The 13872-nt window shown below is 57.7% G+C and carries 8 protein-coding genes, 1 other RNA gene and 1 pseudogene; 3 read left to right on the forward strand and 7 right to left on the reverse strand.

Annotated elements, in window-relative coordinates; all coding sequences use genetic code 11:
- The first annotated feature begins 253 nt into the window (after nucleotides 1-253).
- Entirely contained in the window at nucleotides 254-2545 is a 2292-nt protein-coding gene (locus GYM67_RS08420) for a zinc-ribbon domain-containing protein (RefSeq protein WP_220236438.1), read from the forward strand.
- A 97-nt stretch (nucleotides 2546-2642) separates the two neighbouring features.
- Here the strand turns inward: GYM67_RS08420 and GYM67_RS08425 are convergent, their stop codons facing one another.
- The 4 genes and pseudogenes from GYM67_RS08425 to ffs form a co-directional block, all read right to left on the reverse strand.
- On the reverse strand, nucleotides 2643-4091 hold the full coding sequence (locus tag GYM67_RS08425; RefSeq protein ID WP_258561489.1) for a zinc ribbon domain-containing protein: 1449 nt from the start codon (nucleotides 4089-4091) through the stop codon (nucleotides 2643-2645).
- A gap of 27 nt (nucleotides 4092-4118) precedes the next feature.
- Nucleotides 4119-4184, reverse strand: a pseudogene (locus GYM67_RS09465) (zinc-ribbon domain-containing protein); the annotation flags it as partial.
- A 48-nt stretch (nucleotides 4185-4232) separates the two neighbouring features.
- Nucleotides 4233-5423: a DUF6574 domain-containing protein gene (locus GYM67_RS08430; RefSeq protein ID WP_220236440.1), complete on the reverse strand. Its 1191-nt coding sequence runs from the start codon at nucleotides 5421-5423 to the stop codon at nucleotides 4233-4235.
- Nucleotides 5424-5648: 225 nt separating this feature from the next.
- An RNA gene (gene ffs, locus GYM67_RS08435) (signal recognition particle sRNA small type) lies at nucleotides 5649-5739 on the reverse strand.
- Nucleotides 5740-5976: 237 nt separating this feature from the next.
- On the opposite strand from ffs, the gene glf reads away from it, so the two are divergent.
- The gene (gene glf / locus GYM67_RS08440) at nucleotides 5977-7155 is read left to right on the forward strand and encodes a UDP-galactopyranose mutase (RefSeq protein WP_220236441.1); all 1179 of its coding nucleotides are present in this window, start codon (nucleotides 5977-5979) and stop codon (nucleotides 7153-7155) included.
- 240 nt (nucleotides 7156-7395) lie between these two features.
- Here glf and GYM67_RS08445 read toward each other — a convergent pair whose 3' ends face one another.
- Complete coding sequence (locus GYM67_RS08445) at nucleotides 7396-8538, reverse strand: inositol-3-phosphate synthase (RefSeq protein ID WP_220236442.1); 1143 nt, start codon at nucleotides 8536-8538, stop codon at nucleotides 7396-7398.
- A 194-nt stretch (nucleotides 8539-8732) separates the two neighbouring features.
- Between GYM67_RS08445 and GYM67_RS08450 the strand changes: the two genes are divergently transcribed.
- On the forward strand, nucleotides 8733-10979 hold the full coding sequence (locus tag GYM67_RS08450) for a transglycosylase domain-containing protein (RefSeq protein ID WP_220236443.1): 2247 nt from the start codon (nucleotides 8733-8735) through the stop codon (nucleotides 10977-10979).
- A 99-nt stretch (nucleotides 10980-11078) separates the two neighbouring features.
- On the opposite strand, the gene leuA is transcribed toward GYM67_RS08450, so the two are convergent.
- Together leuA and GYM67_RS08460 are read right to left on the reverse strand one after the other, a co-directional pair.
- Complete coding sequence (gene leuA, locus GYM67_RS08455; protein WP_220236444.1) at nucleotides 11079-12989, reverse strand: 2-isopropylmalate synthase; 1911 nt, start codon at nucleotides 12987-12989, stop codon at nucleotides 11079-11081.
- A 253-nt stretch (nucleotides 12990-13242) separates the two neighbouring features.
- On the reverse strand, nucleotides 13243-13863 hold the full coding sequence (locus tag GYM67_RS08460) for a DUF5701 family protein (RefSeq protein WP_024626962.1): 621 nt from the start codon (nucleotides 13861-13863) through the stop codon (nucleotides 13243-13245).
- Nucleotides 13864-13872 lie beyond the last annotated feature (9 nt).

Consider the following 13872-nt stretch of genomic DNA (forward strand, 5'->3'; position numbering starts at 1 on the left):
GTGAAAGTGAATCACTGCGCTACAGGACAGCTCAGTCTGCCCTTGAAAACACAAAACCCTCTATAATTACCAATATAGGCACCTGCAACACCTTCGACCTAGACCATCCGCTAGCATAAAGGCAGAAGGGTTACCGCGAACTTACGGCTAATCACCAACCAGGTCGGACGCGAGACGTAAACGGTTCCAGCATCATCTTTGAAAGAGATGAATAACTGAACTGCTGCAGAAGCGGGGAGAAGGGAAGAAGAGGATGAAATACTGTACCCAATGCGGGGCGGCCAACGAGGACGACGATCAGTTTTGTAACCAATGCGGACAACCACTTGATGTATCTATAAAAACTGATGATCAATCCCCCGACCAAATCCAGGACGCTGAACAGACCGATAAACGCCAGCTCAGCGAAGATGAATCAGATCAATTATCGAGCGGCACCGGCATCTCAGACACAGCCGAAACCTCTGCCGTTAATACTGAGTCTGGAGACTCAAATCAAGCGACCGATGCAATTGATGTCGATAAAACCGGCGCAAAACCGGGCGATACGGAAGCCGTCCCCCTGTCCGTCATCCCGGGACAGGGCTCAGCATCAGGCTCAGCCCCTGCCAGCGTGGTTGCTTCCCGTAAGCGGCTTTATATCTCGATGGCAGCCTTTGTAGCGCTGGTCCTAGTAATTACGTGCGGTTTTGTTGCTTACCGGCAACTGTCGCCCAAAGCCATGCCCCATGTACAGGCCAAAACCGCCGCAGAAGCCGTCGAACAGCTCAAGAGGGCCGGCATTCCCGCCAAGACCCAACTCCAATTCAGCCCCAAACGCAAGGGCTCCTTCATCCGCCTGTCTGGCGCTGACAAGTCCGGTCACCTGTCCAAGAATGCTCACGTCACCGTCACTGAGTCCGCTGGTCCTGGCGTACCCAAAGGCACCGTCGGACAAAGAAAAGCCAAGGCTGTGCAAACGCTCAAAAGCATGGAGGTGCCTCTCACGGTGGCTGACGTAGTCTCATCCAAGACCGATGTCGGCCAGGTCGCAGCATCCTCTCCTTCCGACGGACAGCCTGTGCTTGACCCCAAAGACGGCATCCATGTGGGTATTGCCACTGACAAGGCAGGCATCCCCATCGAGATCGCCGGCATGGATAAGGACCAGGCTCAAAGCCAGCTCAAAGCCAAAGGCTACAGCATCACCATGCAGCCCCGCTTCTCCAGTCGGAAGAACCTGGGCAAGATCGTCGGCGCCAACCCCTCCATCGGCCAACCCACCGACGCCAAAACCGCCACACTCTACTACGGCGTAGATGCCAGCAAAAAACTCGACGTGCTCGCCACCAAAGAAGACGACTTCCCCCAATCTGTCTATATCCTGAACAAAGAGGCGAACTTGGCTGGGCAATACTGCACCGAAGACGATGATTGTCTGAACTTGGATGCAATCAGCAAGGATGAGGCCGGTAGCCAATTCGGTTTTTCATCGCAGTATCTAAAAGTACGCGGCGAAACAATCCCAAACGAAGATTGGCATGATTACTTGAGCCTATGCACCTTCTCCCAAGACCCATCCGGTTGCATTCCCTCCAATACCGACCTGTACGAAGGGGCGGGATACATGAAGAACCACCTGATCTCCGGCCCCAGCGGAGCCTTCGAACTCTACGCAGGCGCAGGTTTGCCCAACTGCGGTACAATGCCTGCTGACGCTGCCTTCTGCGACAACGGCACTCCCAAATTTGTGCCCTTGGGCGAAGACACGGGATTCAAAAACTCCGGCTTGAGGTGGAAGGCCAAGGACTTCTTCGTCTACATGCCGCTAGGCGCTAAGCTCGACCAACTGGAATCGGACGAATACTTCGCAGGCAGGCCCGGCTTCAAGCCCGATGCGGATCGCCCCTACCTGATCAAGCGCGACAACAGCAAGTATCCAGACCGCTCAGCTGATGGCAACAGGGACAAGAACCCTTACGCGCCCACCCAGTATGGCAAAGCCGAGCCATTCCAGGAAGCACCGAACAAGAAGAATGTCTACTACCTGGTGGAGAATCCGATCGATTGGAGAACCATGGGTGGCAACACCGTAACCCAAAGCGAGGCGTCGAATCCCGACAACAGGGCTAGCCAAGACTTTCATGCCTTAGTAGGCAAGTGGATCTGGTCCGAATCCGGCGATGGTTCTCTGATCAGCCAAATGACCATTCAGTCAGATGGCAGTTTCACTGGCTCTACTTTTAAGCGTACCGACCGGCCCAAATTCATGGATGGCGACACCGATAACTACAGCGGCCATTTTTCCAAGATTACCAACAATTCTGCCGGCACCAAGACTTTGACTCTGGACCCCAAGTCAATCAAGGGTGTTTCGGATTCCTTGCGCGAATGGTCAGGTTTGACGAAGACGACCTACACTTTCGTGCCCGCTGGCCAGGCCATACCGAACATGGATGAAAAAATGCAGGTTGCTGTAACGAATTGCTGCCTAGCCCACACTTCAACCTTGGACGATGACGCAATCACAGCAGAGGGCATCATCTTCGTGAAAGATAAAAACTGAGCCCTTGGCTAACTGGCCATGGAAAATAGCAAAAGCAAGGGGTTCCCGTCTTCGCCAATGCAGCGACGACGGGAACCCCCTATAGCTTATCGGCTGATCAGTAGTAGTTTTTGCCAGAATCGTCAATCTTGACGGCCAGTTCACCATTTTTGATTACGAACGTACCAGTCAGGTAGTCAGATGCCGAAGATCTGCCATCCTCCCACTCGGAGTCTGAATCAAAACGATATTGGTAAGTGATATTGGTCTGAATCAAGCTGGTTTTGAACTCGCCGTTGCTCAAATCCAACTCGCTCAATGAAGGCTGGCTAGTGACAGTCCGTTTGATGTTGGTATAGCTTGGACCGTCATAATCCTCGAAAGTGCCGTTGGAGAAGGAGCAACCAATCTTACTCGTCTCGGTGGAGGCAGTGCAGTCATTGATGCGCTGCTGGACCTGGTCCAGGATTCCTTTTTCCAATGCGTCAGTGGCCTGGGGGGAGATGTAAGCGACCTTACTGGAATTGTCAAGCTTAACCTGCTGGGCTTGAATGTACTTGGAATTAGGCAACTCCACCTTGGCCACACCTGGGTAGACCGGTAAGGTGTATTGATCCATCGAACTGTAATGCATCTCGTCGCTGTTGTCGGATGAGGACGAATCAGAGGGAGGAGTAACAACCTCTTTGTTCATGCCGACTTCTGCCAGCTTGACATTGATGCCGTTAACCACAAGGCTGTCCACAGTCTTTGGGGCAGCCACCTTGATGGTGGTAGTCAGGGGTGTGGCAATCCTCCAGGAGTCGAAGATCAAAAATTGCTTGCCAGAGGTCTGTATATCCAGCGGCTTGGACTGCTTGGCACCGTTGACCGTATAGGAAATTCGCACCTGATAGCCTGAGCCTCGTGTGTTTCGGACCAGGGGGCCAACCTCGACGTTCTTGATGCGCGAATCTGCATTCTTGGCGTAGTCGTTTGTCAACAGGATGCGCGAGTCGTTGGCCACACCAGGATCGACCAATTGATTGGCACGCTTGTAATTGCCGCTGGACACGGCGGAAACGTACGTTCTGATCTGCTCTGAAGGCGTGAAGACCATATTCTTGAGTATGAAATATGCGCCGATCAGTATAACCGCCGCACCAAAAAGGATCCCCCAGGTGATGAAAGTCTTTCGCTGCACCTTACGTATGTCCGGGACAGCAACAGGCTGCTCCACTGATGCTGTAACATTTGGTATGGTCTGCGTTTGGAACTGGGAATCAGCCACAGTCGAGGGCTCAGACTCGGCGGCCATATACTGTTCGTCCTGTGAAAGGGTTACAGCACACTGTTCTTCGTCCGTCATATCGTCAGTATCTTCTGCGCTTGAGGAGACGGGCTGAGAATGAGCATCCTTTTCGCCGGAAGGCTCCGAACCCTCGGAAGCAAGTTCCGCCTCCTTGGAAGAATCCTCTGCTTCGGTATCAGCATCTGCCTCAGAAACCTCGTCACTGGCGTGAGCGAAGTTAGGTGTTGAAGCGTTTTCTTTACCCTCTGTTTTTTCGTCATCAGAATCCAGAGTCATGTTGTGATTGTCAGCCGACGTTATCGGGTGTCCACACGACGTGCAGAACTGGGCATCAGGCTCATTCTTAGCTCCGCAATTTGTGCAAAACATAATCGTCCTCACTTTTCTGCGCTGTTCTTGTGCCTGTTACGACTGCTGTCAGACCAAGGAGAAAATGGCGCTTATGAACGTGGCTCCGGCAATGCTAATGAAGATAATCATCACCAGCAAGAAGATGAGGAAGGCAACAACCGAGAAAATGAGCCAAAGCCAGAAGGAATCCAGCTTGCGCGTGTTCCTGGATGTAGCAATCAGATAGGAGGGAGCCGCGGACATGAGGCCGACACTCAATAGGAAAATGACAGCTGCCATAATCGAAGCGCCCATCAGAGAAAGCAGGACCAAGACAAGATGGAGGATTGCGAAAGGAATAATAATCTGCGCGAAGGCGTCATGTACCTGCCGAAAACCGTCGGGGTCACCATATATTTTCTTGCCTATAAATATAGACAAGGTCATGACGTAGAGCACAAAAGCCACAGCAATGAAGCCGCGGAAGAAGAACCCGAAGTTACCCGAAGAGCTGGTTGAAGCTGACGAGGGCGAATAGCCGAATATCGATGTCGCGGGGCTAAATGCGTGCGATACAGCAGAGACAGTCCGCGATTCCCAAATCGTGACCAACAAAGAAATGATCATGGCTTCTACAAATAAGGGCACGCATGCGTACCAGGCTGGCTTGATCATACGTAGGCTAGGCTTCTTCAAGGCAGCAAGCAGCCAATTGAAGAAGAGTCTAGACTGAGTTGGTAGAGCCTGCTGAACTGGGGCGATCCCAGGAGCTGCGCCGGAGACAGGCTGTTGGGAAGGCGGCGGGGTGGCCTGAGCTTGCTGGAACTGCTGGGTCGGCTGGCTCGACTGAGTCGGCTTAGCCTGTAGGAATGGCTGTGTCGGCTGCTCCGCGGAATAGCGGGCATCTGAAGTAGGCTGTCCCAGTGGCGATTGCGATTGTGTATTGATACTCTGTAGTGGCCGAGCGCCCGGAACTGGTGTCGGATGGGCACCAGAAGTACGGCCAGGCTGGCCTGATTTCTCAGCCGGGTTAGAGACCGGCTGGAAAAGACCAGGAGAAGGATTACTTGGCACGCTAGCATCAGTGGCCAATCCGTCCTCGGTCTGAGCCTCCGTCTGCTCACCAGGCTTTTGCTGAGCCTCCGATTGCTCAGTCGAATCAGGAGTAGCACCCGGGGCAGATGCATCCTGCTCCTGCTTTGCAAAGGATTTACCGCACTTTCTGCAGAATTTTGCGCTATCCTGATTTTTGGCCTGGCATGAAGTACATTTCTTCATGTTTTGTCACTCTCCTCTGATTTCCCCTCCCAGGCTGCTAATCAGCCTAGAGCAAACTCTTCATTATTCAATCACAGGATGTAAACATCAAACAAAAAAAGCTCAACTGCCGAGAGCGGGATGAGAACTGAGAATAGGACCCAATCAGCAGCATTGCTCATGCACACACATGCACCAATTCCCGGTACAGCACTTAGACGATCACCTCATCCGGCGAGCATCTATGGAAAACTCCCACGCACCCGCCAGAGGCCACTTACCCTTGCTGCATTCCTGCCCTGGGGGGATTGGGTGACATAACGCCACGTGAGAGCAAGTCACCATCATAGCAGACATGCTGCACTTGTCCACTGGAAAGCACTGATCCATCCATGCCAGGTGCGTATTCGGTCGATATTGCCGCCCGTTGCTTCCCTGACCAGACCTGTCCGCTAGCATGTAGGCAACAGGATCGCCGTACTCCAGCGGTTGATCACGGATCATGCCGGACCCTGGCAACGGACAGTAGGCAGCCCGGCATCAACAGCGACAAGGGATGGATGGCTGAAGACGAATGGCTGACATGGATGCTGATTTGGTGATTGTGGGCGCTGGCCTATTCGGTCTGACTGTGGCCCAGCAGGCGGTCGAGCACAGCGGGGCCCGGGTGCGGATCATCGATGTGCGCGACCACATCGGCGGCAACGCCTACTCCTATATGGACGAGGAAACCGGGGCCGAAATCCACAAGTATGGGGCCCACCTCTTCCACACCTCCAACCGCAAGGTCTGGGAGTATGTCAATCGCTTCACCGAATTCACCGACTACACCCACAGGGTCTACACCACCCACAAGGGCGAGGTCTACCCCCTGCCCATCAACTTGGGGACCATCAACCAGTTCTTCCACGCCCACTACACCCCCCAGCAGGCCCGAGAACTGATCCGGGAGCAGGCCGGCGAGCTGGCCGGGACCGACCCGGGCAACCTGAACGATCAGGGCATCTCTCTGATCGGCCGCCCCCTGTATGAGGCCTTCATCAAGAACTACACGGCCAAGCAGTGGCAGACCGACCCCTCCCAACTGCCCGCCTCGATCATCAAGCGGCTTCCGGTGCGGTTCAACTACGATAACCACTACTTCAAGGACACATGGGAAGGCCTGCCCAAGGACGGCTACACAGCCTGGTTCGATAGGATGATCGACGATCCGCGCATCCAGGTGAGCCTGAAAACCGACTTCTTCGACAACTCCCAGCCCTGGAACCGGGATGCTCTGGTAGGACAGGTCCCCGTTGTCTATACCGGCCCGGTCGACCGCTACTTCGGCTACCACTTGGGCGAGCTCAAGTGGCGGACCGTGGACTTCAAGGAGCGCCGCTACGACGAGGACGACCACTTCGGCTGCCCGGTCATGAACTTCTCCGATCCTGACGTGCCATACACCCGCGCCATCGAGTTCAAGAACTTCAACCCCGAACGCTACGACCGGCAGAACCATGAACGCACCGTGGTCTGGGAGGAATACAGCCGCTTCGCCGGCAAGGGCGACGAGCCCTACTACCCCATCAACACGGGTGGCGATCGGGCGCTCTACACCCAGTACAAGCAGCTGGCCATCCAACAGCCGAAGGTGGTCTTCGGCGGGCGCCTGGGCACCTACGCTTACTACGACATGCACCAGGTCATCAATTCAGCCCTGGATGCCTGGAACAGGCGGATCGCTCCCCTGGTAGGCCACGCCAAGGGCTGAAGCCGGAACCGAATCACTATCGCCCCTTCAGAGGCAATCCTTGGAGGGGAGCATGAGGCTGAAGAGCTCAATATCAGGCGAAGCCAGCCAATCCAAAGCGGCTATTCCAATCCGAATGCAAGAAGGCCGGCCACTCACGAAAGTGGCCGGCCTTTTTTAGATCAGGCATCTGCCATTCAAACCTCCAAGGCAGCCCTTCGAACAGGCGCCTCAGAAATCAACCAGGCAGAATCTGCGGGCTCAGGCGTGCCAGACGTCCTTGCCGTTCTCCTTGGCGGCCTTGACATCGGCATCCAGGGCGCTCTCGTCGCTCTCCACCTTGCCGACGATGTAATCCTCGACCAGCTGACGAGCCTCGTTGTCCTCATGCTGGACGGCGGGGGACTTCATGAAATAGGAGCTGGGTGCCAGCACCGGGCCGGCCAGGTGACGGTCCAGGGCGATCTTGGCGGCACGCAGGGCGTCGATGACGATGCCGGCCGAGTTGGGTGAATCCCAGACTTCCAGCCTGTACTCCAGATTCAGAGGAACGTCGCCGAAGGTGGTTCCTTCCAGACGCACAAAGGCCAGCTTGCGGTCATCCAGCCAGGCCACGTAGTCAGAGGGACCGATGTGGACGTTGTGGGGATCCATGTCATGAGGAACAATGGAGGTGACGGCACGGGTCTTGGAAACCTTCTTGGATTCCAGACGGGAGCGCTGCAGCATGTTCATGAAGTCCATGTTGCCCCCCACGTTCAGCTGGTAGGTGCGGTCCAGACGCACGCCGCGATCCTCGAAGAGGCGGGCCATGACCCTGTGGGTGATAGTGGCGCCCACCTGGCTCTTGATGTCGTCGCCCACGATGGGCAGGCCGGCATCGCGGAACTTCTGGGCCCACTCGGGGTCGGAGGCGATGAAGACAGGCAGGCAGTTGACGAAAGCGCACCCGGCCTCGATGGCAGCGGCGGCGTAGGCCTTGTCGGCCTGCTCAGAGCCGACGGGCAGGTAGGAGACCAGCACATCGACCTTCTTGTCGCGCAGAACCTGGGCCACATCAACAGGCTCGGCGTCCGACTCGGTGATCATCTTGCTGTAGTACTCGCCCAGCCCGTCGCCGGTCGGCCCGCGCAGGACCTCCACGCCCATGTTGGGAACGTCGCAGAACTTGTAGGTGTTGTTCTGCGAGGCGAAAATGGCCTCACTCAGGTCCTTGCCGACCTTGAGGGAGTCCACATCGAAGGCGGTCACGAACTCCACGTCACGAATGCGGTAGCCACCGAAGTTGGCGTGCATGATGCCGGGGATCTTGTCATCATCCTTGGCGTCCTTGTAATACTCGACTCCCTGTACCAGCGAGGAAGCGCAGTTGCCCACGCCCGCTACAGCTACACGGATGCTCATACAAACTCCTCTGATTTACTGGGTTATTTCCACTTTAAGCATACCTTCTCCCGGCGGATGGCATGGTGGAATAGAACTTCGTATGCCTGCCCCCTGGCAGGACAGACCCCCAAGCAGGGCGCAAACGTACGAAAATGATGAACGTTCAGCCTTAGGTCGAACAGTTTTCAGCCCCGCCGGATAGCGTGGTTGGCATGGCCAATCAGACTCGTTCAGTCAGTTCGACCTCGCTCACACGCAGGACTCAGTCCGGAACGCGCGTCAGCAGGAATCGCGCCGACAGGCTCACCTCGCGGCACGCCGACCGGAATACCCGGGGCGGCGGACCTCGCCGCAGACGGCCCCACAAGTCGCATCGCGTGCTTAAGTGGACCCTGGCCCTGCTGGGACTGGTGCTAGTCGCCGGGGCGGCGGCCTTCGCATACCTGTATCTGACCACTGAAATCATCCCGCCTGAGAAGCAGGCCCTGGCGCAAAAGACCACGGTCTATTATGCGGACGGCACCACCCCCATCGGAACCTATGCCAATCAGAACCGAGAGATTATCGATTGCGCTGTCCTGCCCAAGTATGTGGGCAATGCGGTCGTCGCCTCGGAGAACCGCACCTTTTACAAAGACAACGGCATCGACCTCAAAGGCATCAGCCGAGCGCTCTTCAACAACGTGACCAAGGGCACCCGACAAGGCGGATCCACCATCACCCAGCAGTATGCCGAGCGCTACTATCTGGGCGAGACCACATCCTATAAGGGCAAGCTGCGCGAGGCCATTCTCTCCTTGAAGATTTCCAGAACAGAGGATAAGAACACCGTCCTTTGCAACTATCTGAACACCATCTACTTCGGCCGTGGCGCTTACGGGATCCAGGCCGCCGCCCAAAACTACTTCGGCAAGGACGCCAAGGACCTGACCATGCCCGAGTCGGCCATGCTGGCCGGCATCATCCCGGCCCCTGCCTCCTGGGACCCGGCAGTCAACCCCAAGCAGGCCGAGTCGCGCTTCCGCCGCGTGCTGGCCATCATGGAGGAGGACCACTACATCAGCCATCAGGACCGGGCCAGCGCCCAAATGCCGCAGACCATCAAATACATGCCGCAGAACGTCTACCAGGGACCCAACGGCTACCTGCTGCGCATGGTCCGCAACGAGCTGTCCTCCGGCAAAAAGGCCCCCTTTACCGCGGACGACCTGGACACTGGAGGCTACCGGATCATCACCACCATCCAAAAGGACAAACAGGATCTGATGTTCCAAGTGGCCAGTCCGTCCACAGGGAACAAGCATCTGCCGCCCACTCTGCAAATTGGGGGGCTCTCGGTCGACCCCAAGACCGGTGCCGTCATCTCCCTGTACGCCGGTGACGACTACCTGACCCACCAGCTCAACAACGTGGATCAGGCGACCTTCCAGGTCGGTTCGACCATGAAGGCCTACACGCTCCTGGGCGCCATCCAGGATGGGGTCAGCCTAAACACGGTCTTCAACGGCAATTCGCCGCGTACCTTCTCCAGCGTGGGCAAGTCCGTCGCTAACGCCGGGAATGTCAGCTACGGGTACATCAACCTATACTCGGCATTCGCCAACTCGGTCAACACAGTCTTCATGGACTTGGGCGAGCACGTGACCTCACGCAAAATCGCCCAGGTGGCCCACACAGCCGGCATCACCGGGAAAATCGACGATACGACCACCTTCGACACTCTGGGTGTAGACGCTCTCTCGGTCTATGACGTGACCCAGGGCTACGCCACTCTGGCCAACGGGGGACAACGACCCAAGCTGCACCTGGTCGCCCAGGTCAAGGACGCCAAGGATCAGGAGCTCTACACGGCTACAACCCAGTCGGATCAGGTCTTCAACGCCGATCAAGTGGCTCTGCTGCAAAAGGCTATGACCACGACGGTCCAGCGCGGCACTGCATCCTATGCCCGTTCCCTGGGGCGGCCCATCGCCGGCAAGACCGGCACAGCCAATGACCAGACCGCCATCTCCTTCATCGGATTCACCCCCTCGCTTCTGACCACTTTCGCTGTCTGGAACCAGGGTCAGGACGGCGGAGCCCTGAAGGTACCGGATCACTATCACGACGGCTTCTATGCGGTTCAGCTCTTCACCCAATATATGAAGTCGGCCCTGGGCAACAGTCCAGTGGAGCGTTTCCCGGATGCTGTGGACCACGGCAAGGTCGGTGGCCCAGAAGGCAATTGGGGCACCGGATCCCGGCAGAGCAGTTCATCCACGCGCAACCGTGAATACTCATACGCGCCCCAGCAGCGCTCCCAGCGCCAGAACTCCGAGCAGGGGCAGTCCGGGTCCGGCAGTGGTTCGGGCGCTGGCACTGGAGGCGGAACGGAGAATGAAGACAGCAGCGGCAGCAGTGAGGGCGACAACGAAGGCAGCACTCAGGGCAACTCAGGGGCCGAGTCAACCCAGCAGTAAACCAGCCAGATGTAAACCAGTTCAGATAATTTGTTCCGATCCGGGCGTAGTTGTGCGTCCGGATCGGATCTGAAGGACCGGTATTGGATTTTCTGGCCTTCAGCCGCGCTGGAAGCGGTTGAGCGCCGAGATGATGGCCTTGAGAGAGCTGGTGGAGATGGACGAGTCGATACCCACACCCCAGATCACCCGGGACCTGGCCGGTTCGCCCACTTGGCACTCCACGTAGGAAGCCGCCAGAGCGTCCGTGCCGGCGGTCATGGCGTGCTCGGCGTAATCCAGGACCGAGACGGTCTGGTCCAAAGACTTGAGTGCATTCAGGAAGGCCGCAATAGGACCGTTCCCATGCCCATGAACACGACGACGTTCCTCAGGATCGCCTGGGGCAAGTCCTCGGTCCAGCAGGGTGGCATCCAGCACGGTGTCGGAGCCGTCCTCGCCGGAGGTGACCGCCACATTCAGCAGCTTGAATCGTCCCCACTGGCGCAGGGTCTCGTCGCGCTGATCGGCCATGGATTCGCCGCCGACCACGCTTCCGCCGGCCTCCACGGGCAGATATTCATCCTTGAAGAGCCGCCAGATGTCGGCATCCTTGACCTCGCGCTTGGTCCTGTCGGCATAGCTCTGGACCAGCCGTTCGAACTCCACCTGAAGACGCTTGGGCAGATCCAGATGATGGTTGGCCTTGAGCAGATAGGCCATGCCGCCCTTGCCCGACTGGGAGTTGACCCGGATGATGGCCTCATAGTTGCCGCCCACATCCTTGGGGTCGATGGGCAGGTAGGGCACCAGCCAGAGGAAGTCATCGGGGTTGGCGTTGGCACGCAGAGCCGCCTGCTGCCGGGCATCCAGTCCCTTCTTGATGGCATCCTGATGAGAGCCGGAGAAGGCTGTGAAGACGAAGCTGCCCGCATAGGGGTGCCGCTCGGAGACGGCGATCTGATTGCAGTACTCCACCGTCCGACGGATGCCGGGCATGTCGGAGAAGTCCAGCTGGGGATCGATCCCCTGGACCAGCAGGTTCAGCCCCACCGTGCAAATGTCAACATTGCCGGTACGCTCTCCATTGCCCAGCAGACAGCCCTCCACCCGGTCGGCCCCGGCCAGCAGGCTGAGCTCGGTGGCGGCCACAGCCATGCCCTCGTCGTTGTGAGGGTGCAGGGAAAGCACCACCGCATCCCGATCTTTGAGGTTGGTGGATATGTACTCCACCTCGTCGGCGAAGACGTTGGGGGTGGTCATCTCCACGGTATTGGGCAGGTTGATGATCATGGGATGCTCCGGTGTGGGCCGGATCACGTCGATGACCGCGTTGCAGACCTCCAGAGAATACTCGGGCTCTGCGCCGGAGAAGGACTCGGGCGAGTACTCATAGGAAAGATCAGCGCCCCCGGCATCGGCCTCCAGGGAGCGGCAGAGCTCGGCGGCGTCGGTGGCCAGCTTCTTAATGCCGGCCTTGTCCTTATGGAAGACGACCTCCCGCTGCAGGACCGAAACCGAGTTGTAGAAGTGGACTACGGCTCGCTTGGCGCCACGCAGGGCCTCATAGGTACGGCGAATCAGGTGCTCGCGGGCCTGGGTCAGGACCACGATGGTCACATCGTCGGGAATCAGCTCGCGCTCTATCAGCAAGCGGATGAAGTCATAATCGGTCTCCGAAGCCGAGGGGAAGCCCACCTCGATCTCCTTGAAGCCCATGGAAATCAGCAGATTCCAGAATCTCAGCTTGCGCTCGGAATCCATGGGGTCGACCAGGGCCTGGTTGCCGTCACGAAGATCGACCGAGCACCAACGAGGCGCCCGCTTCAGGGTCTTGCCCGGCCAGGTACGCTGCGGATAGTCAAAGGGGACCTGCTTCTTGTAGGCCACATATTTGTTGTAGGGCATGGCGCTGGGCTTCTGCGGCGAACCCACGAACCTGGGGGAAGGCAGCAACAGGTCGTTGTTCCCTCCATTGGACGCCGCAGCCTGGGCCGCAAGATCAAACACGGATGCACGATCCTGATCCATCTCTCCTCCTTCTTTCGTTCGTCGGAAACCACAATGTCACCCGGCAATAGGTATTCGGGCAGGCCGAAACCGTGCCGGGGGTGCCATTATTTTACCGGAGGAGAGCCGGGATATGCGGTCCAGGTCCGCATTCCGACGCAGAGGAAGGCGAACACACAGGGACCGGCATGATCTGCGCAGTTGCCCGCATTGCAAACACCACACGGCGCAAACACCGAAGAGTGCTCACTGGATAAGGTTCATTGCAAATGACTCACTGGAAGAGGGAGACGCCGCGACGCCCCTCGCAGTAGGCGTTGCCCAGCCAGGTGTGACGCGAGTTGGGCCAGACCGAACCCAGGCGGGGGGCGTTCTGGCTCATCCAGATGCTGGGCACGCGCCCATCGGCGCTGTGGGAACCCAGCAGGTTGAAACCATTCTTGACTGCCAGCCAGTCGGGATGCTGGGTGGCGATGGCCAGACCCTCCTCCAAGGTCAGAGGGAGCCGGTCGTCGGAGTCGATCAGCTTGCGAGCCACGTCCGGTTCTCGGTTGGTGTAGCAGGTGCCGGTATGCGGCTCCAAGACAATGTAAAAGGGCCCCTCAGGCGGTTCAAACCCGTTCTGAGGCAGGAAGCTGGCGATGTCGCGCGGCGGCATGGTGGTAAAGCCCGCCATGCGATTGATGCTGGTCCGGGCGATCAGCGATTCGGGCGAGACCAGCTCCCTGGTGGGGATAAGCAGGATCTGCTCGCCCAGCTCAGTGGACTCCAGCGCAGAGATCAGGGGCTGGGCCAAGGCTCTGAAAGCGGCGGCGCTGATGTCCGCCACATCCGGATAGCCCAAGGCCACGATCCGATCCAGTTGCCGCTGCACTTCTTGGGAAGATCTGGTCATGGTCTCTAG

Origin of the sequence: Bifidobacterium asteroides (genome assembly GCF_019469425.1) — a bacterium.
Taxonomy (GTDB): Bacteria; Actinomycetota; Actinomycetes; order Actinomycetales; family Bifidobacteriaceae; genus Bombiscardovia; species Bombiscardovia asteroides_I.

Excerpts from the sequence above, each read along its gene's own strand:
- GYM67_RS08425 (WP_258561489.1), bottom strand. The coding sequence starts at position 4,091 with ATGACTCTGGATTCTGATGACGAAAAAACAGAGGGTAAAGAAAACGCT.
- GYM67_RS08420 (WP_220236438.1), top strand. The coding sequence starts at position 254 with ATGAAATACTGTACCCAATGCGGGGCGGCCAACGAGGACGACGATCAG.
- GYM67_RS08450 (WP_220236443.1), top strand. The coding sequence starts at position 8,733 with ATGGCCAATCAGACTCGTTCAGTCAGTTCGACCTCGCTCACACGCAGG.
- GYM67_RS08460 (WP_024626962.1), bottom strand. The coding sequence starts at position 13,863 with ATGACCAGATCTTCCCAAGAAGTGCAGCGGCAACTGGATCGGATCGTG.
- glf (WP_220236441.1), top strand. The coding sequence starts at position 5,977 with ATGGCTGACATGGATGCTGATTTGGTGATTGTGGGCGCTGGCCTATTC.
- leuA (WP_220236444.1), bottom strand. The coding sequence starts at position 12,989 with ATGGATCAGGATCGTGCATCCGTGTTTGATCTTGCGGCCCAGGCTGCG.
- GYM67_RS08430 (WP_220236440.1), bottom strand. The coding sequence starts at position 5,423 with ATGAAGAAATGTACTTCATGCCAGGCCAAAAATCAGGATAGCGCAAAA.
- GYM67_RS08445 (WP_220236442.1), bottom strand. The coding sequence starts at position 8,538 with ATGAGCATCCGTGTAGCTGTAGCGGGCGTGGGCAACTGCGCTTCCTCG.